The sequence below is a fragment of the Streptococcus infantis genome, assembly GCF_047460685.1.
GTDB classification, from domain to species: Bacteria; Bacillota; Bacilli; order Lactobacillales; family Streptococcaceae; genus Streptococcus; species Streptococcus infantis_AD.
In genome coordinates, this window is record NZ_JASHFS010000005.1 from 101,211 (window position 1) to 120,999 (window position 19,789).

21 protein-coding genes and 1 pseudogene are annotated in these 19,789 nt (G+C 37.4%); 5 read left to right on the forward strand and 17 right to left on the reverse strand.

Features of this window, described 5'->3' with window-relative positions; genetic code table 11:
* The first annotated feature begins 11 nt into the window (after positions 1–11).
* The 5 genes from nrdE to QM917_RS03580 all read left to right on the forward strand — a co-directional run bounded on the left by nrdE (position 12) and on the right by QM917_RS03580 (position 7,238).
* Positions 12–2,171, forward strand: coding sequence for a class 1b ribonucleoside-diphosphate reductase subunit alpha (gene nrdE / locus QM917_RS03560; RefSeq protein ID WP_281334956.1), 2,160 nt, complete (start codon positions 12–14; stop codon positions 2,169–2,171).
* A gap of 173 nt (positions 2,172–2,344) precedes the next feature.
* Positions 2,345–3,307, forward strand: a complete 963-nt coding sequence (nrdF, locus tag QM917_RS03565; protein WP_049526102.1) for a class 1b ribonucleoside-diphosphate reductase subunit beta — start codon at positions 2,345–2,347, stop codon at positions 3,305–3,307.
* A gap of 127 nt (positions 3,308–3,434) precedes the next feature.
* Entirely contained in the window at positions 3,435–4,202 is a 768-nt protein-coding gene (locus tag QM917_RS03570; RefSeq protein WP_049526101.1) for a DeoR/GlpR family DNA-binding transcription regulator, read from the forward strand.
* A gap of 275 nt (positions 4,203–4,477) precedes the next feature.
* Complete coding sequence (locus QM917_RS03575) at positions 4,478–6,817, forward strand: Xaa-Pro dipeptidyl-peptidase (protein ID WP_414284857.1); 2,340 nt, start codon at positions 4,478–4,480, stop codon at positions 6,815–6,817.
* Positions 6,768–7,238 carry an arginine repressor gene (locus QM917_RS03580; protein ID WP_075231622.1) on the forward strand — a complete coding sequence of 157 codons (471 nt, stop codon included), beginning with the start codon at positions 6,768–6,770 and terminating at the stop codon, positions 7,236–7,238. The genes QM917_RS03575 and QM917_RS03580 overlap by 50 nt, the downstream gene beginning before the upstream one ends.
* 35 nt (positions 7,239–7,273) lie before the next feature.
* On the opposite strand, the gene QM917_RS03585 is transcribed toward QM917_RS03580, so the two are convergent.
* From QM917_RS03585 to QM917_RS03665, 17 genes and pseudogenes are all read right to left on the reverse strand, one after another.
* Complete coding sequence (locus QM917_RS03585) at positions 7,274–7,438, reverse strand: hypothetical protein (protein WP_049502767.1); 165 nt, start codon at positions 7,436–7,438, stop codon at positions 7,274–7,276.
* A gap of 9 nt (positions 7,439–7,447) precedes the next feature.
* Positions 7,448–8,758, reverse strand: coding sequence for a GTPase ObgE (gene obgE, locus QM917_RS03590; RefSeq protein WP_414284859.1), 1,311 nt, complete (start codon positions 8,756–8,758; stop codon positions 7,448–7,450).
* Positions 8,759–8,833: 75 nt separating this feature from the next.
* Positions 8,834–8,968 carry a DUF4044 domain-containing protein gene (locus tag QM917_RS03595; protein ID WP_049548929.1) on the reverse strand — a complete coding sequence of 45 codons (135 nt, stop codon included), beginning with the start codon at positions 8,966–8,968 and terminating at the stop codon, positions 8,834–8,836.
* Positions 8,969–8,998: 30 nt separating this feature from the next.
* Complete coding sequence (locus tag QM917_RS03600) at positions 8,999–9,190, reverse strand: PspC domain-containing protein (protein ID WP_075229473.1); 192 nt, start codon at positions 9,188–9,190, stop codon at positions 8,999–9,001.
* 26 nt (positions 9,191–9,216) lie between these two features.
* Complete coding sequence (locus QM917_RS03605) at positions 9,217–10,533, reverse strand: glycosyltransferase family 4 protein (protein ID WP_414284860.1); 1,317 nt, start codon at positions 10,531–10,533, stop codon at positions 9,217–9,219.
* An 8-nt stretch (positions 10,534–10,541) separates the two neighbouring features.
* Positions 10,542–11,594: a glycosyltransferase family 4 protein gene (locus QM917_RS03610; RefSeq protein WP_414284861.1), complete on the reverse strand. Its 1,053-nt coding sequence runs from the start codon at positions 11,592–11,594 to the stop codon at positions 10,542–10,544.
* Positions 11,595–11,694: 100 nt separating this feature from the next.
* Entirely contained in the window at positions 11,695–12,024 is a 330-nt protein-coding gene (locus QM917_RS03615; RefSeq protein WP_000331926.1) for a metal-sulfur cluster assembly factor, read from the reverse strand.
* 17 nt (positions 12,025–12,041) lie between these two features.
* The gene (gene rpoD, locus QM917_RS03620; RefSeq protein WP_000201894.1) at positions 12,042–13,151 is read right to left on the reverse strand and encodes an RNA polymerase sigma factor RpoD; all 1,110 of its coding nucleotides are present in this window, start codon (positions 13,149–13,151) and stop codon (positions 12,042–12,044) included.
* Positions 13,152–13,153: 2 nt separating this feature from the next.
* Positions 13,154–14,914 (reverse strand): DNA primase, encoded by a 1,761-nt coding sequence (gene dnaG, locus QM917_RS03625; RefSeq protein WP_414284862.1) that lies wholly within the window; start codon positions 14,912–14,914, stop codon positions 13,154–13,156.
* A gap of 103 nt (positions 14,915–15,017) precedes the next feature.
* Positions 15,018–15,401, reverse strand: a complete 384-nt coding sequence (locus QM917_RS03630; protein WP_414284863.1) for a hypothetical protein — start codon at positions 15,399–15,401, stop codon at positions 15,018–15,020.
* Positions 15,402–15,470: 69 nt separating this feature from the next.
* Positions 15,471–15,896 carry a hypothetical protein gene (locus QM917_RS03635; protein WP_414284865.1) on the reverse strand — a complete coding sequence of 142 codons (426 nt, stop codon included), beginning with the start codon at positions 15,894–15,896 and terminating at the stop codon, positions 15,471–15,473.
* 36 nt (positions 15,897–15,932) lie between these two features.
* Positions 15,933–16,241, reverse strand: coding sequence for a hypothetical protein (locus tag QM917_RS03640; RefSeq protein WP_281334964.1), 309 nt, complete (start codon positions 16,239–16,241; stop codon positions 15,933–15,935).
* Between the two features lie 277 nt (positions 16,242–16,518).
* Positions 16,519–16,851, reverse strand: coding sequence for a DUF2185 domain-containing protein (locus tag QM917_RS03645; protein ID WP_414284867.1), 333 nt, complete (start codon positions 16,849–16,851; stop codon positions 16,519–16,521).
* Positions 16,844–17,383, reverse strand: a complete 540-nt coding sequence (locus QM917_RS03650; protein ID WP_153224714.1) for an ankyrin repeat domain-containing protein — start codon at positions 17,381–17,383, stop codon at positions 16,844–16,846. The genes QM917_RS03645 and QM917_RS03650 overlap by 8 nt, the downstream gene beginning before the upstream one ends.
* Positions 17,384–17,391: 8 nt before the next feature.
* Positions 17,392–17,451, reverse strand: a pseudogene (locus QM917_RS03655) (GH-E family nuclease); the annotation flags it as partial.
* 252 nt (positions 17,452–17,703) lie between these two features.
* Complete coding sequence (locus QM917_RS03660) at positions 17,704–18,006, reverse strand: hypothetical protein (protein WP_414284868.1); 303 nt, start codon at positions 18,004–18,006, stop codon at positions 17,704–17,706.
* A gap of 186 nt (positions 18,007–18,192) precedes the next feature.
* Entirely contained in the window at positions 18,193–19,728 is a 1,536-nt protein-coding gene (locus tag QM917_RS03665) for a hypothetical protein (RefSeq protein WP_414284869.1), read from the reverse strand.
* Positions 19,729–19,789 lie beyond the last annotated feature (61 nt).

Genomic DNA, 19,789 nt, shown 5'->3' on the forward strand with positions numbered 1-19,789 from the left:
AAGGAATTTTTATGGGATTAAAACAACTTGAAGATGTGACTTACTTCCGTCTTAATAATGAAATTAACCGTCCTGTTAATGGACAAATTATGCTTCACAAGGACAAGGAAGCTTTAGAAGCCTTCTTTAAAGAAAATGTTGTACCAAATACAATGGTTTTTAACTCAATTACGGATAAAATCAACTTCCTCGTTGAGCATAACTACATTGAAACAGCATTTATCAAGAAATACCGTCCAGAATTTTTGGAAGAACTGCATCAATTTATCAAGGATCAAAACTTCCAGTTTAAGTCTTTCATGGCTGCCTATAAATTCTATAATCAATATGCTTTGAAGACTAATGACGGGGAATACTACCTTGAAAGCATGGAAGATCGCGTCTTCTTTAACGCTCTTTACTTTGCGGATGGTGATGAAGCGATTGCTATTGATATTGCTAATGAAATTATCCACCAACGTTATCAACCTGCTACTCCTTCTTTCTTGAATGCAGGTCGTGCTCGTCGTGGTGAGTTGGTATCTTGCTTCTTGATCCAGGTAACAGATGATATGAACTCTATCGGACGTTCTATCAACTCCGCACTTCAACTTTCACGTATCGGTGGTGGTGTGGGAATTTCCCTCAGCAACCTTCGTGAAGCTGGAGCTCCTATCAAAGGATATGAGGGTGCTGCTTCTGGTGTCGTACCAGTTATGAAGCTTTTCGAAGATAGCTTCTCTTACTCTAACCAACTTGGTCAACGCCAAGGTGCTGGGGTTGTATACCTTAACGTCTTCCACCCAGACATCATCGCCTTCCTTTCAACTAAGAAGGAAAATGCCGATGAAAAAGTTCGTGTCAAGACTCTCTCGCTTGGTGTTGTGGTACCAGATAAATTCTACGAATTAGCACGTAAAAATGAAGAAATGTACCTCTTCAGTCCTTACTCTGTAGAGCTTGAATACGGCGTGCCATTTAACTACATCGACATCACAGAAAAATACGATGAATTAGTTGCAAATCCAAACATCCGTAAGACAAAAATCAAGGCGCGTGATTTAGAAACTGAGATTTCTAAATTGCAACAAGAATCTGGCTATCCTTATGTCGTCAACATTGATACTGCTAACCGTGCAAATCCAGTTGATGGTAAGATTATCATGAGTAACTTGTGTTCAGAGATTCTTCAAGTCCAAGAACCAAGTCTTATCAACGATGCTCAGGAATTCCTAAAAATGGGTACTGATGTTTCATGTAACCTCGGTTCAACAAACGTGGTCAACATGATGACTTCACCTGACTTTGGTCGCTCCATCCGTGCAATGGTACGAGCTTTGACCTTCGTTACAGACAGCTCTCATATCGTAGCTGTTCCTACTATTGACCACGGAAACAGCCAAGCTCATACATTTGGACTTGGAGCTATGGGACTTCACAGCTATCTTGCTCAACAATTGATCGAATACGGATCACCTGAGTCTGTTGAATTTACAAGCATCTACTTTATGCTTATGAACTACTGGACCTTGGTTGAGTCAAACAATATCGCACGTGAACGTGGTGTTACCTTCCACAACTTTGACAAATCAGACTATGCTAACGGAAGCTATTTTGATAAGTATTTAACTGGCGAATTCCTTCCGAAATCAGACCGTGTTAAAGAGCTCTTCAAAGATATCTTTATTCCTACTGCTGCTGACTGGGCTGAACTTCGTGATAAAGTTAAAGCAGATGGACTTTACCACCAAAACCGACTTGCTGTAGCGCCAAATGGTTCTATCAGCTACATCAACGATGTTTCTGCCTCTATTCACCCAATTACGCAACGTATCGAAGAACGTCAAGAGAAGAAAATTGGTAAGATCTACTATCCTGCTGCTGGTTTGTCAACAGAAACAATTCCTTACTACACTTCCGCTTATGACATGGATATGCGTAAGGTAATTGATGTTTATGCTGCTGCGACTGAGCACGTGGACCAAGGACTTTCACTCACACTCTTCATGCGTAGTGATATTCCAACAGGCCTTTACGAATGGAAGAAAGAAAACAAACAAACGACACGTGACTTGTCTATCCTTCGTAACTATGCCTTCAACAAAGGTATCAAGTCTATCTACTACGTCCGTACCTTTACAGATGATGGTGGAGAAGTCGGTGCTAACCAATGCGAGAGCTGTGTGATTTAATTCAACTCTCAAAGAAATTACATTTACTTAATCCATTAAACGTATTTTGCTGATAAAATCATGTAAGAATTTAAAAGTCGGGCTTCCGACTTTTTGTTCGATTATAGCATAGAATTATGATAAAATAAGAATGATTATGTTATCGCATTACTACACACAGAAAGAGATTTCAAATGAAAACTTACTACAAAGCCATTAACTGGAATGCCATCGAAGATGTCATCGATAAATCAACCTGGGAAAAACTGACTGAGCAGTTCTGGCTCGATACGCGCATCCCTTTGTCAAACGACTTAGATGACTGGAGAAAGCTTTCTAACAAGGAAAAAGACCTTGTCGGTAAAGTTTTTGGAGGTTTGACCCTTCTTGATACCATGCAATCAGAAACTGGTGTCCAGGCTCTTCGTGCTGATATTCGTACACCTCACGAGGAAGCTGTTTTTAACAATATCCAGTTTATGGAATCTGTCCATGCTAAGTCTTACTCTTCTATCTTCTCAACCTTAAATACCAAGTCTGAAATTGAAGAAATTTTTGAATGGACTAATACTAATCCATATCTTCAGAAAAAAGCTGAAATTATCAATGAAATCTACCTAAACGGAACTCCTCTTGAAAAGAAAGTAGCGAGTGTTTTCCTTGAAACCTTCCTTTTCTACTCTGGTTTCTTCACACCACTCTACTATCTTGGAAACAACAAGTTGGCCAACGTGGCAGAAATTATCAAATTGATTATTCGTGACGAGTCTGTACACGGAACCTACATCGGCTACAAGTTCCAGCTTGGTTTCAATGAATTACCAGAAGATGAGCAAGAAAAACTCAAAGAATGGATGTACGACCTTCTCTATACTCTTTATGAGAATGAAGAAGGCTACACAGAGAGCCTCTATGACGAAGTCGGATGGACTGAAGAGGTTAAAACCTTCCTTCGCTACAATGCTAACAAGGCACTCATGAACCTGGGACAAGATCCACTTTTCCCAGACTCAGCAGATGATGTCAACCCAATCGTTATGAACGGGATTTCAACTGGTACATCAAACCACGACTTCTTCTCTCAAGTTGGTAATGGTTATCTACTTGGTGAAGTTGAAGCTATGCAGGATGATGATTATAACTATGGACTAAATTAATACCTAACCTAAAAAACATCAAAGTTTATTTAAAAACTAGATGTTTTTTTTTGTTTATTTTTGTTTTCTTTAAGTTGCTTAGCTGTTTAAAATATGATAAAATAATATTAGATTTGGGGGTGGTTCAATGCTGAAGCAAGAAAAATTAGATACTATTTTAGACATTGTTAATACAAAAGGAACTATCACTGTTAAAGAGATTATGAATCGCCTTGATATTTCCGATATGACAGCTAGACGATATTTACAAGAGTTAGCGGATAAGGATTTGCTGGTTCGAGTTCATGGCGGTGCTGAAAAACTTCGAACAGGTTCCTTATTAAATAATGAGCGTTCTAACGTTGAAAAACAAGGACTACAAACAGCAGAAAAACAAGAAATTGCTCGCTTTGCAGGTCACTTAGTTGAAGAAAGAGAAACTATTTTTATTGGTCCAGGTACCACATTAGAATTCTTTGCGCGTGAGCTTCCTATCGATAATATTCGAGTTGTTACCAATAGTTTGCCTGTATTTCTCATTCTAAACGAGCGTAAGCTAACTGATCTCATTCTAATCGGTGGTAATTATCGTTCAATTACAGGAGCTTTTGTCGGTACTCTCACTCTTCAAGATATAGCTAGTTTGCAATTTTCAAAAGCCTTCGTTAGTTGTAATGGTATCAAGGATCATGCTATCGCTACTTTTAGTGAAGACGAAGGTGAAGCACAGAAATTAGCACTAGAAAACGCCAATAAAAAATATCTCCTAGCTGACCATAGCAAATTTGATAAATTTGATTTTTTCACATTTTACAATATCTCAGATATCGACACCATTATCACTGATTCAAAATTAAGTGACCAAACACTCCAATCACTATCTAAACAAACTAAAATTATCAAGTCAAAACCTTAAACTCTACAACTAGTCATAGAATTTAGTAGCTACTACTAATTCCATGGCTAGTTTTTTTATTTTATATTAAGCGTGCAATCTAAAATATTTCAATTATTTTTCAAATCTATGATTTCTGTATTTTTAATTTAATAGATTCCTCGAATCTGTCTTTTTATATTCCATTTCACGAAGTCATCCTTTTTAGTTTATTATAACAGTTACTTGTATTTTCTATCATTTCCTCTACTTTTTTGATATAATAAATTTAGAATGATTCTTCAAAGGAGGCATCTATGCGTTTTAATCAATTCAGTTACTATCCTGTAAGCCAACAAGAAGCTTTACAGGAATTATCCAGCCTTGGATTCAAGCTTGACCAATCAAATTCTGATAAAGAACTGTTTGAAGCTTTTGTTAGAACTTGCTTTTTCAATTACAAAAATACAGATTATCCCCTCTCAACTTTAGCTGTAGATAAAGAAACTGATCTGCTCACTTTCTTCAATTCTGATCGTGAATTAACTGCAGAGATTTTCTATACTGTTGCCTTTCAGTTGCTTGGTTTCAGCTACTTAACGGACTTTGAAGATGGTCTTGTTTTTCACAAAGAAACGGCATTCCCTATTGTATACGGAGATTTGATTGACAATCTCTATCAACTCCTTAACACGCGCACTAAAAAGGGAAATACCTTGATCGATCAATTGGTTAGCGATGGTCTTATCCCTGAGGACAATGATTACCACCACTTCAATGGCAAGAGCTTGGCAACCTTCTCTGCAAACAATGCTATTCGGGAAGTTGTTTATGTGGAAAGTCGTATTAATTCTGATAATGATGGACTGCCAGATCTTATCAAGGTAAACATTATTCGTCCATCTTACCACGGCAAAATTCCAGCTGTTATGACGGCAAGTCCTTACCATCAAGGAACCAATGATAAAGCAAGTGATAAAGCTCTTTACAAAATGGAAGCTGAGCTAGAAGTCAAGGAAGCACATGAAATTTCTCTAGAAAAACCAACATTAGACTTGGTTGAACCTGTTGGAGAAGCTGAACTCGTTCCAGAAGCTGAAGAAAAACTCACTCATATCAATAGCAGCTACACACTTAACGACTACTTCCTTCCAAGAGGATTTGCAAATATCTACGTATCTGGTCTTGGAACCAAGGATTCTCAAGGTCAAATGACCAACGGAGATTACCGCCAAGTTGAAGCCTATAAAAATGTTATTGATTGGCTCAATGGTCGTTGTCGTGCCTTCACAGACCACAGTCGTAAACGTCAGGTCAAGGCTGACTGGTCAAATGGAAAAGTTGCCACTACTGGTCTTTCTTATCTAGGAACAATGTCTAATGGTCTTGCAACTACAGGAGTTGATGGTTTAGAAGTCATTATTGCTGAAGCCGGTATTTCTTCTTGGTACAACTATTATCGAGAAAATGGTCTGGTAACAAGCCCTGGTGGCTATCCAGGGGAGGACTTCGATTCATTAGATGAATTAACTTATTCTCGTAATCTCTTAGCTGGTGACTATATCCGTGGAAACGAGTCTCATAAAGATTCTATAGAAGAACTGAAGAAAAATCTAGACCGTAAAACTGGAGATTATAACCAATTCTGGCATGACAGAAACTACCTACTTAATGCTGAAAAAGTTAAGACTGAAGTTGTCTTTACCCACGGTTCGCAAGACTGGAATGTCAAACCACTTCATGTCTATCAAATGTTCAATGCTCTTCCAAGCAATATTAAGAAACATCTCTTTTATCATAACGGTGCCCATGTTTATATGAACAACTGGCAGTCTATTGATTTCCGTGAATCCATGAATGCTCTTTTGACGCAGAAATTATTGGACCAAGAAACTGACTACCAACTTCCAAGAGTCGTTTGGCAAGACAATACTGCTCCTCAAACCTGGCTGTCACTTGAAGATTTTGGAAATCAAACTGACCATAAAACTTTCTCTTTAGGTACTGAAGAAGCTGTCATTCAAAACCACTATCAAGACTCAGACTTTGAACGTTTTGGAAAGACCTACCAAACCTTTAACAATGAACTTTATCAAGGTAAGGTGAATCAGATTACCATTGATCTTCCAGTGACTGAAGATCTTCATATCAATGGTCGTGTTAAACTAAACCTTCGTCTCAAGTCAAGTACCAATAAAGGTCTTCTCTCTGCTCAACTTCTCGAACTTGGTCAAAAGAAATACCTTCAACCTTATCCTGGAGTCTTGTCTGCTCGTACGATTGATAATGGTCGTTACCATATGCTGGAAAACCTTTGCGAACTACCATTTAGTCCAAATGCACAGCGTGTTATTACCAAAGGCTACCTCAATCTTCAAAATCGTCATGATTTATTAAAAATTGAAGAAGTTAAGCCAGATGAATGGATGGAATTCCAATTTGAACTCCAACCAACTATTTACAAACTAAAAGAAGGCGATACAGTACGTCTCGTTCTTTACACAACAGACTTTGAGATTACTGTACGTGACAATACAGACTATCACTTGACTGTAGACCTTGAACAGTCCAATCTTGAGATACCTTTTCAAAGGGAGGTAACTGTAGATGAACAAAGCCGAGCAAAGACACCAGCTCATCCGAGCCCTAATCACTAAACAAAAAATTCATACCCAAACTGAATTACAAGAACTACTGATTGAAAACGGAGTACAGGTCACACAAGCAACACTTTCAAGAGACATCAATCTGATGAATCTTTCTAAGATTCGTGAAGGGGAGCACTCCTATTATTCAATCAACACTGACTCTACATCCAAGTGGGAAAAACGGCTAGAAGTCTATATGGAGGAAGCCCTCTACATGATGCAACCCGTCCAACACCAGGTTGTTATCAAAACCTATCCAGGTTTGGCACAATCCTTCGGATCTATCTTGGACGCCCTAAACTTCCCTGAAATAGTGGCTACTATCTGTGGAAATGATGTCTGTTTGGTTATCTGCGAGGATAAAGAACAAGCTCAATCTTGCTTTGAACGTCTCAAACAATTTGCACCACCTCTATTCTTTGATCGCTAATAAAATCCCGTGATGACTCTCATCACGGGTTTATTTTATGATTTGTTATTTTCAGCTTGCTTTTTAGTTCTTGCTAGTCTCAAAGCACGATTTGGATTGAGGCGATTAAAGAGTTCTTCTAACTTTTTCTCATTCCAGACGTCTGCTGCAGAAACAAAATTTCCATCAGCATCACGGAAAGATATCGGTTTATCTCCCATAGCTATCTCCTAGTCTACAAACTCAAACTCAAATTTACCGATACGAACTAGATCTCCATCCTTAGCACCACGGGCACGGAGAGCTTCATCAACTCCCATACCACGCAACTGACGAGCAAACTTCATGACAGACTCATCACGATCAAAGTTAGTCATGTTAAAGAGTTTAATGAGTTTTTCACCTGAAAGTACCCAAGTTGCATCGTCATCACGACTAATTTCAAATGGTTTTTCTTCTTCGTCAAAGCCATAATAAACTTCTTCTTCCATTTCTGACTCATCATAAAGAAGGAATTCTGGCGTCTTATCAAGAAGCTCTGCTGTTGCATCTAGTAAAGGTGCAAGACCTTGCTTAGTCAAACCAGAGATTGGGAAGATGGCCGGAAGATCCTCAAATTCATCATAGTTAGCTACCAATTTTTTCTTGAATTCTTCAAGGTTTTCCTGACTTTCTGGCATATCCATCTTATTAGCAACAATGATTTGGGGACGCTCCATGAGACGAAGGTTATAAGATTCCAACTCCTTGTTAATAGCTAGATAATCTTCGTAAGGATCGCGACCTTCACTGGCTGACATATCGATGATGTGAAGGATAACGCGAGTACGCTCAATATGGCGAAGGAACTGAGTTCCCAAGCCCACGCCTTGACTAGCACCTTCGATCAATCCAGGAAGGTCTGCCACTGCAAAGGACTCACCTGATTGAGTACGGACCATTCCGAGGTTTGGAACGATTGTTGTAAAGTGGTAGGCACCAATTTTAGGTTTTGCAGAGGTAATTACGCTGAGCAAAGTTGATTTTCCAACTGAAGGGAATCCAACCAAACCAACATCAGCAAGAATTTTAAGTTCTAACTGTAATTCGCGCTCCTGACCAGGTTCTCCATTCTCAGAGATCTCTGGCGCAGGATTTTTGGGTGTCGCAAAACGGATATTCCCACGGCCACCTAGACCACCGTGAGCAACGATAAACTCTTGGCCGTGCTCAATCAAGTCAGTGATAACTTTTCCAGTTTCTGCATCACGCACAGTTGTTCCCTGCGGTACTCGAACAATCAAGTCTTCTGCACCGCGTCCGTGCATTCCTTTGGTCATTCCTTTTTCACCCGATTGGGCTTTGAAATGACGATTGTAACGGAAGTCCATCAGGGTACGTAAACCTTCATCTACAACAAAGACAACGTTACCACCACGACCTCCATCACCCCCCCAGGGTCCACCGTTAGGGACGTATTTTTCACGGCGAAAGGCAACCATCCCATCGCCACCATTTCCAGCCTTGACCTTGATCTTGGCTGTATCTAAAAACATACTCATATTCTTTTCTCACTCTAAAAAGGGCTGGGAAATCCCAGTCACCAACTATTACTACTTGCTAGAAAATCTAGCATTTTAAAATCTGCTAAATACACCAATGGCTGTAGCAAAGATACCTGCTAAAGTTACAAACAACATAATCAAAACGACGAATAGTGTCAATTTCTCAAAAAATGTTTTTTTACGTTTTCCATTATCACCAAATGCCATTATTTTCTCCTTTTCTATAATTCCCTATTTTTAATATTCTTCCGAAACTGGAGCAATTGCCCATAAAATTAAGTAAGCAATAAGTCCACTACCATAACAAAAAGCTAGAACTCCCCAGATTACACGTACAATTGTAGGATCAATATCAAAATAATTAGCTAGACCAGCGCATACTCCACCGATTTTTTGATCTCGACTACTTCTCATAAATTTCTTTTTCATTTCTTCATTTCCTTTCTTCGATGATCTTAGTCATTCCAATAATCTCTCAAATCATTCAACTGTTTCTTGGATGCTTTTAACATTCGTTTAGAACTTTTGACTGGAACTGAAACTGCCTGTTGTGGCAAGTAAAATACTGTCTTTAAAATCCTTTGTGTCATCGGTTCATCACGAGTTAATTCTTTTTCAAAATTATTTGAGATGATGGCATCCAAATAAAACTCATGGACTCTCTTAGCAAAGTTTTCAGCTGAAATTTCATACAATTTTTCAGCCAAAAGTTTTTCATCCATCTTTGGAGTTGCAATAAGAGCCTCTAAAATAGCCCCTGCTAGATCTCTCTCTTCATAATAAAGAGTTCCAAACATCTTATCGCTAATCAAATTATCTAGATAAGGATTTCCGTGAGCAATAATTGGTGTCTTGCTAGCCAAACTTTCTAGATAAGTTAACCCCTGAGTTTCACTTGTAGAAGCTGAAATAAAGAAATCAGCCGCCTTATAGTAAAGTGCGGTCTCACTCGGAGCGATCATACCTGTAAAGATAACAGAATCCTGAATCTGCAAATCTTCTGCTTGCTCCTTGAGGTTTTCCAGATAAGGTCCATCCCCAGCAACGACTAATTTAACATTTTGCTCTTCTTTTAGAACATCTGGAAGTGCTGCCAGAACAGCTTGAATGTTCTTCTCGTAAGAAACACGTGAAAGACTAAGAAGCATCTTTTCATCTTTCTTAATGCCTAATTTATCACGTAAGTCTACGATATGTTCTGGTCCAATCTCAGGTCGTTCAAACTTGGCAAGCTCAATACCTGTAGGAATGACACGCTTTTCAACTTTGACCTTATAATCCGATAACAAGTCACGCACAATCTCACTCGGACAAATCACTCCATCAACATCATGAAGGAAGCCTCTCACAAGGTACTTAACCATACCTGGACGAATCAACATCCCCTTAGCGATATAGTGGACATAATCTTCATACTGGGTATGATAGGTATGAATGACTGGGATTTTCAGTTCACGCGCTATCCAAATCCCTAACAAACCAAGAGAAAACTCAGTCTGCGTATGAATAATATCCAGCTTGTATTGCTTAGCAATCTCAAGAGCTTTTGTAAATCCACGATAGGCGAAACGTCGATCCTTAAAGGCAAAGAAAGGAACACTAGGGATACGGATAATCTGCCAGTCTTCATAACGATTAACGTCCTTGTCTGTTGTTGTAAAGATAAAGACGGCATGTCCTTGCTTTTCAAGTTCTGTTTTTAAGGTTCGAATACTGGTCGCAACACCCGACACCTGTGGGAAATAAGTATCTGTAAATAACCCAATTCGCATATACTACCTCATTTTTTTCCTAAAGCTGCTTGCTCCCGATAGAATTTTAGCCAGATTTCAAGCAAATGCTCTTCTGAGTATTCTCTTGAAATAGCCTTTGCCTTTTCTTTCAATTCTCTCAGAGCTTCTGGATGCTCCCGATAGTCCAAGATAGCTTCTTTCATCTCATCCACATCAGTAGTTGGTCTATAATTTCCCTCCAGAATGACCTTGTATAGATCCAAATCACGAAGCATAATGGGAGCTTCACAACTTGCTGCCTCTAAAATAGTCATTGGAAAGAGCTCGTTATAGCTAGGAAGTAAGAACAAATCAGCTAAAGCATAGAGTTCTCTCATCCGTTCTGGATCAACAATCCCTGGGAAAATCAAATTTTCTGGAGGATTATCCATAATCTTTTTATAGCGTTCATAACCATCCGTTATACCACCAAATGAGAAACCACCAGCCCAAATAAAAGTAATATCAGGTAATTCCTCAGCTAGAGTGATAAAGTCATCAATACCTTTACGCTTTTGAACCTGACCTGCACCAACGACTACAAACTGATTCTCATCAATTCCCATATCTTTACGAAGTTGTTCAACTTGCTCTATAGGAAGCGGATGCCATTTTTCTTTGTTGACAAAGTTTGGAATATAGGTCACTTTTTCACGTGGAATTCCAGCAGCCACTAAATCCTCAATGAAGGTAGGATTGACCACAACCAGATGCTCCATACGGTCATAAAAAGAAAATACATAGCGTTTGACAATCCCCTTTAAGAAGAATGGAATCTTCAAACTACCTTCCAAGGTATCAGGTAAGAAGTGAACATAGCCAATCTTACGTCCAGAACGTTTTTTCTGAAAGGTCGAGAGATAATAAGGAAAATCAATCGTATGAAAATGAGTAACATCCGCTTCGATTGGAAGATTTTCTGTTACGATCAGTTGGTCTTTCGCATCTCGTTTTAAAAGCTGTACCAGTTCACGGTAAGCACCAGACACACCTTGGCCCGCCACTTTTTCACTTGAACTTAGCATATTGATGCGTAATTTCTCTTTTTCCATAGTAACCATTATACCATTTTCTTCAAATAAAATCAGCAAATAAAAAGAGAGATAGCATAAAAGCTGGGAATTTCCTGGCGTCTACACTATTTCTCTTTTTATCATTTACTTACTTGATACCTAATGCAATGCGAGCATAGCGGCTCATTTTTTCAACCGTCCAAGCTGGATACCAAACTAATTTGACTTCAACGTTAGTAACCTCTGGAACGTCCGTCATAGCATCATAGATTTGGTCGGTTAAAAGATCTGCCAAGGGACAACCCATGGTTGTTAAGGTCATATCAATTTCAGTCTCACCTGTATCGCCATCAAAACGAATCTCGTAGATCAAGCCTAGATTGACGATATCAATCCCCAACTCTGGGTCAATCACTTCTTCTAGGGCTGTCAAAATACGTGTTTTGATATTTTCAATCTGTTCTTCTGTGTAAGCCATCTTCACTCTCCCTTAACTTAATCTTCAATGAAATCACGAAGTGGTTTGCTTCGACTTGGCTGGCGAAGTTTTCTCAAAGCTTTGGCTTCAATCTGACGGATACGTTCACGTGTTACGTTAAAGACTTTACCAACATCTTCAAGAGTACGCATTTTCCCATCATCGAGACCAAAACGAAGACGCAAGACATTCTCTTCACGGTCTGTCAGAGTGTCCAAGACTTCATCCAACTGCTCACGCAAAACAATACGAGTTGTATAGTCCACTGGATTTTCAATTACTTCGTCCTCGATAAAATCACCAAGATGGCTGTCATCCTCTTCACCAATTGGCGTTTCAAGAGAAACCGGCTCTTGGGCAATCTTCAAGATTTCACGAACCTTATCAGGAGTCATATCCATACGTTCAGCGATTTGCTCAGGAGTTGGATCTTGTCCCAACTCTTGAAGAAGATTACGTTGTTCACGAACAAGCTTGTTAATGGTTTCCACCATGTGAACTGGGATACGGATGGTACGAGCTTGGTCAGCAATGGCACGAGTAATGGCCTGACGAATCCACCAAGTCGCATAAGTTGAGAATTTGAACCCTTTAGAGTAGTCAAATTTATCAACGGCCTTCATCAAGCCCATGTTTCCTTCTTGGATCAAGTCAAGGAACTGCATTCCACGTCCAACATAACGTTTAGCGATAGATACTACCAATCGAAGGTTTGCTTCTGCAAGGCGTTGTTTCGCTTCGATATCACCCGCTTCAACAGCAAGAGCCAATTCTTTTTCCTCTTCATTTGTAAGCAGAGGCACAACCCCAATTTCTTTCAAATACATACGAACAGGGTCATTGACCTTAGCAGAGGTTGAACCAATCAAATCTTCATCAGTCAACTCTGGTTCTTCCTCAGTGCTCAAAACACGCGCACTTGGATTTCCTTCGTTGTCCGTAATTGAGATACCAGCATCTTGAATGCGTTGCAAAAGATTCTCAATACCTTCCACATCTAAAGTAAAAGGGATTACTAAGGCGTTATTGATTTCATCATCTGTTGCCGTACCAGTTTTTTTATGATTGCGAATAAATTCCGCTACTTGAACGTCAAAGGTTGTTACTTCTTTTTGTTTTGTTGCCATTCTTACTCCATTCTTCTTTTTTGGGCAATTAAGCGTTCTAGCTCTTCTAATGCGGTGTCTGTATCACCGACATGGCTAGCTTCCTGAACTTTCTTTTTAATTTGCAGATTTTCCTGATTCAAAAGAGCTCTTTTTCGAGACTCTTCCACTTCAGCTAACTCGTGAGGGGACATCTCAGGTGGCAAATCTAAGGCTAGGACTTGATACCAAGCACTCTCCACTTCTCTGGTCTGATGAGCCAAATCCTCAGACGAGATACTTCCATTATCAATCAAGAGTCCATACAAGGTCTGAAACTCTGGAGTTTCAAAAATAAAGTCATCTCTTAAGCGGTAGTCATTGAGTACCAAGGGATGTTCCATCATTCGGTAGAGAATATGAGCCTCCGCTCTCATCACTGCTGTCAGTTGCTTGGTGACAGACATAGTGATAGGACTAGGACTATAGGTCTCCTTGACCTTCTCCTTTCTCTGTCTAACACGACTTTCATTGACAATATGTTCGACTTGCTGATAGTCAAAAGATGGCAAGTGATCCGTCAAAATGTGAATGTAGGAATTCTGAGCTGTGATAGAGGGTTCCTTGGCGATTAAGGGAGCAATTTTCTCTATGAATTCAATTTGAGCTTGTAGATTTTCACTGTTTTCCGGTCTGAAATGATGGATGTAAAACTCAACTGGACTGATGCGTGTATTGGTTAAGAGATAAGCCAAGTCTTGAGGAGAGTTTTTCTGCAAATATTCATCCGGATCCATCGCGTCAGGAATCTGGACTACTTGGACAGGTATATCTTTAAGCTCGTCCAAAGCTTTAGCTGTGGCAGCTTGCCCAGCCTTATCTCCGTCATAGGTGACGATTACTTTTTTGGTAAAGCGTTTCAGATGTTCCACATGTTCACTCGTCAGTGCGGTACCCATCGAAGCAACTGCATTTTCAATACCAGCACGATAAGCCGCAATGACATCCATAAACCCTTCCATCAGGTAGATTTCAGGTGCCTTGCCCGAGCCTTTTTTTACCCTCTCCAAATGATATAATTCGTAACTTTTGTTAAAAATTGCCGTCGCTCGACTATTTTTATACTTTCCAGTTTGAGAATCGGTCTCTTGCCAAATTCGACCAGAAAAGGCAATCACCTTTCCTTGATCATTTGAAAGAGGAAACATAATGCGATTATGAAAGGTATCAAAAAATTGATTACTCTCAGATAGGTAAAACAAACCTGAATCCAGCAAGTCCTTATCACTATAATCATCTGCTAAACGTTGATAGAGATAAGAGCGTTCTGCTGGAGCCAAACCAATCATAAAATGCTTGAGAACATCATCTGTTAAGCCACGTTTATAGAGATAGTTCCTGGCCTTTTCACCCATCTTCGTCGTCATAAGGATGGCATGATAAAAACGAGCAGCTTTCTCATGCATATCGTAGAGATTTTGATGGGGCGACCTAGGCTGTACAGAACCTTGAACAGGCGCTGCCATCTGAATCCCAAGTCTCTCAGCTAATATCCTCACTGCATCCGCAAAGGTTACCTGCTGATACTCCTCGATAAACTTAAAAACATCTCCAGAACGACCACATCCAAAACAGTGGTAAAACTGCTTATCTTCAACCACGTTAAAGGAAGGGGTCTTTTCACCATGAAAAGGACAGAGCCCTAAAAAGTTCCGTCCAGATTTTTGTAAAGAAATCACTTCTCCTATGATTTCGACAATATTGGTATTGTTTTTGATCTCTTCGATGAGTCTCTTGTCAACCATAGACAATACCTCCATTTTATCACAGTTTACTCTAACTAGTATAGCTTATTTCTGAAAAAAAGTAAACCATTTCATACACTTTACATGAGACTATTTCATAAAACTAGCTAGTCACTTTCTCCACTTTTACATCGTTTTCGGATACAATATCCACTAAATATTCTGTCGACATTATGAAATAGTGATGAAGCTTTTTATTGGCTATATTTGCAGAAGTAACCAAGTCACCAAACTCTGTATTCTCGACCACATAGATATAGTTGGTCAGATAAAGTGGTCTGTTCTTTGCCAATCCTTGCTCCCAATATTTATCTCTTAATTCTAAACTTTCCTGGACTGTTCGGAAAGCCCAAACTTTTGTAAAGGTAAATTTAAATTTTTCTGAATCTTTCAAGTAGGCAATTAGAGTATCCCCATCTATATTTATCTCGATGCCATAGTCACCAAAAGGGATGAATCCCGGTTTAATTTCCGTCCATTTTTCCATATCATTTCTCCAAGTTCTATTGTCTGATAATTATACTACAGTGGTATACATGTTTGATTAGCAAATTTTTTAGTATTGACTGATATTTAATTTCAAATTTGCAGAAACAAGAATCTCCACTACACTATCTTGAGTTATGATGATATAATGCCGTGAATGCAACGTTCCTGGGTCATAATATGATGTGTATTCCAGTTTCTTCACTAATTGACTATTCTTTACTTCGTAAATGACATTTTGGAAATTATTTTTTTCAAGTTTTTTAACCATCTCTTTATCCAGAATTGCAGATAAATACAATTCCCTGCTAAAGACTCGTGCTTCATCATAATAAATACATGATAATTTAAAACGGTTCTGCTCTCCAATCAGCCTAATTTCTTGACCATCTGACAAGTTTGTCAACAAGACTTTTAACTTATAGTTATCTACAGGAATCAAACCTTTAAAGACTTCTACCCATTCTTCATTTTTAGTTTCTAGCTCTGATGTCATATATACCCTCATTATTCCATTTTACGTTTTAAACCTCTAATTTTCATCTATTTCATTTGATACTTCAATCAGTAAATCTTGAAGTTCCTCTAAATCAAGATACAGATTTCTAACTCCTACAAGTAACTGAGAAAAGGCTTGTCTATCTAATTGGCGATTCTCACTTAATGACTCAACAATCCAAGAATTTCCCTTCTCTATCCATTTTAAATGAAGGGGTAAATAATCATTTAAAATATCATCTATATTTTCTAGATTAGTAGAAGATATCTTGTTAGAGGTTTGACTGTCATTTATTAAAGATAAACTTTTACTTATTTTTTTCAACTCTGTTTCTATCGTCACTTTAATATCCTCCCTTGTGAGCCAATATCTAAGACTCCAAATCATCCAAAGACTGCATGCTATAGTCTAAATGAAGGCCTTATTCCTCAGCAAACTCCCTAGTAAAAGCAAATGAGGAAAGTCCATTCTTGAAAATCTTCTTGTGTGTATGCCATGTTTTTATCGCCTGCTTTTTATAAAACAATGCCTTTATCTGAATTTCTAAAATTTTTTAAAGTTACTTGGCTTAATGATTCATTTGGTTTTTTTTAAATATACCATAGTCATTCAGAAAAGACTATTGCAAAATCTCTGTAATAGTAACTTCTCTTTCTGACTTTAAATCATAAAATCCTATATGTACACTATCCTTGTACAGCCAAAACAAATCTGTTCCATATTTTGCGGGGAAAATTTCTAGTAGAACAGGAGCAATTTGCAGTATACTTGTCGCACCTAGAATTGTAAAATTATCAGGATCAGAAATATATTCTTCATCATCGATAGAAGATAATATTGTCCAGCCATTTAACTGAGAAATTGAAGATTTCTCTCTATAAGTGTACTGAATCGGATAGCCATTTATTACATTATTTGAAACCATAAATCCACCAAAATCACTATTATTCATCAGCAAGTAACCCTCCATTTTCAGATAATAAATCTTGTCTCCAACTGAATTCTCTCGCATAATCTATAGCTGACTTCCCTTGAAAATCTTTACGGTGAATATCAGAACCACTAGCAATCAACATCTCATATAAAGGCAAGGCTTCCTTGGTTGTTAATTTCAAGACTGTAATCGCAGCAATCAATGGAATTGCCCCATATTTATCAACTTGGTTAACATTTATCCCTGCTTTCAACAACATTGACATGACCTTAGTTGCATACTCAACATCTACTCTCCAATTCGCTTTAAACTGAAACAAATTATGTAAGGCATTTCTATTATCTGAGTCTAAACAATTAACATCAATTTTTTCATCAATAAGAAACTGAATAATCTTAAGTTTTTCATCTAGCAAAGTATTGCTAGTTAAAACCATGTTCAACAAATTCAATTTCTCATGTGTGTTTTGATTGACATCTCCCTTGTAGAGCGAATAAAACTCTTCAAACGTTCCTTCTTGAGCTGCATCAAATATATCTTGTAATACCATTCCTTCTCCTATTCATATTTATGACTTCTATTTGATTTTGGTACTTCAATTTGAAAGTTAGCAGGATTTGACCGGTTTGATTCTAATCAATCTACTATTTGGATCTATTGCTTGCTAAACTATCAACTTGCCAAATCTTAATCATATGTCACTTTTACTTTAAATTCAACTGTCTGATCAGATATATTCTTTATTTTGATTTCGAATCCTTTCTTTGAAGCAAACGAAAAAAGTGCATTTTGAGGTGGATCCATAATAATACCTTCGCGATCGACACCAATGCCATTATGAGGATTCTCTAATATCGTTACATCCCAGCTTTATGTTTTTTCATTGTAATGATAGGTTTCAATCCGAGAATCCTTAATATTATATCCAATTCCTTTTTCAGGATCAAACCAATCATCACCTCGAGAAAGCTTTATATTCCCATCTGTAGTAACTGGAATTACCTCTACATGGATTATGGAGTCCAAACTCTCAGAGTGTCCGTTTACATGCACCTTTGTCTCTTCATTTGCACCTAAAGTGATGATTTCCCATTTTATATTACAAATCACAAGAGTTAGGATGGATACAGTAAACAGTAAGATGGTTAAAATAACAAAATCTGATTTTTTCAATTTAACGTACACCCTTATTTAAATACTCACAAAATTTATCCTATAAATCTTACTTTTAATAAATTTTCAATTAACTTTTCAATTTTAGTTTTATATTAAGAAATAAAAACAATCTTTATAATGAATAAAATAATTTAGTAAAAAACAAGTTAGTTTATAACTTGCTCCCTCAAGATTATTTATCTTTTATTTCATTGGTTTTCTGTATTTGCGAATTTCTTCTCCTAATTCAGAATCCAATTGTAACGCTTTATCATCTGACAAGAGTAATGGAATCATTTTAAAATATTCATCTACATAACTATGATGTAATCTTTCAGCATTTGCAACCTCAAAATAAGGTAATGTACCAAATTTAATATAACTGAAAGCTTTTCTTAAAAGTTGAGCTGGTGAACATACACAATAAATTTGTTTAAATTTCATTTCCTCGAAAATCTGTGTTGCAACATAACATTCATCAGTAGAATTATAAACTCCCTGATCTCCTTTATATTTTACGTTCATCTCATCACTATATATTACCGCACTACTAATCCCTTTTTCTACTAAATATTGTTTTCCAGCACTGCTAAGAGAAATTTCATCTGCTACTTCATTATTTTTATGAACACTTCCTGGAACATATATAAATACACTTTCTCCCGATTGATTTAATCTATTATATAACTCTATTGCTTTATCCAAACGTTTTAAAAATTCTTCATTGGGATATTTCCCTTCATCTAATGGGTGCTGAGCTGCAACTTCAATTAATAAACCGTTGCCAGTTTGTCTTGTTTTTATCATTCGTTCTGATGAAGATTTCAATAACTGTTCCCAAGTTTTGTACTGAGATTCTTTTTTTATTTCATTTTCACCTAATGTTCGAGAAGCCTTATTCCAGATACTTTCAAAGTGTTCTTCCATCATTTCAATAAAGTTAAAATCACCCTCATCTTTGTTAATATCATCAACCCTCTCACCAGTTAACATAAAATTTTCAGCAGACTTATATGGAGGAAGAGTGATATTCAACCATACTTTCGTTGTTATTTTACCCTTTGAAGGTTTACTTTGAGATAAAATAAACGGTAAACGATACTCAGTTGAGTAATAGCGAATTTCCATCTTTTTTTCACGTTTATAATACTCAAGTTGTTTACATAACTTTTCAATTTCCTTTTTTATATCTTTGCCATTTTCTAAATAGCCTTGTTCAATGTCTAGTTGTTCTAGTTGCTTAATCTTATTTAAATATTGCTCTACCACGTTAATATCTAAAATGTATGATTCATACTCGTTGACTATTTCACGAATCTCTTCACTAATCTTTGTTCCAGATTTACGATTTTTTTGCTCTACTTCTAAATTTTCAATATCAGTTAAGAAATGATTATCTACTTGCGCGCATAAAAATCGAATGTGCATACCTTTATCCATAGCTTTTTTTAGAGGCGTCTTGTTAACACTAAAAAAACCATAACCCGATACAAAGATAATATCTAATCTCTCAGTATCTTTACACATCTTCTTTATATCAGTTTTCGAAAACCCCTTCTTTGAAGCCGTCCCCTTAAAACCATAGGATTCCATTTTTTTTGAAATACGGATATAGCTTGTCATTTTATCAATTACAAATAATGCAAATCCTCCTGCTATAATTGTTGGAATTAAATTAGTCAGACTCCCCTCGATGATAGCTTTATAATCAAGTTCAGAAAAAATATTCAATAAATTCATAAAAATCACCTCAAGTTCATTTCCTATATTATAACATACATTTACTATTTATAAAGCTCTC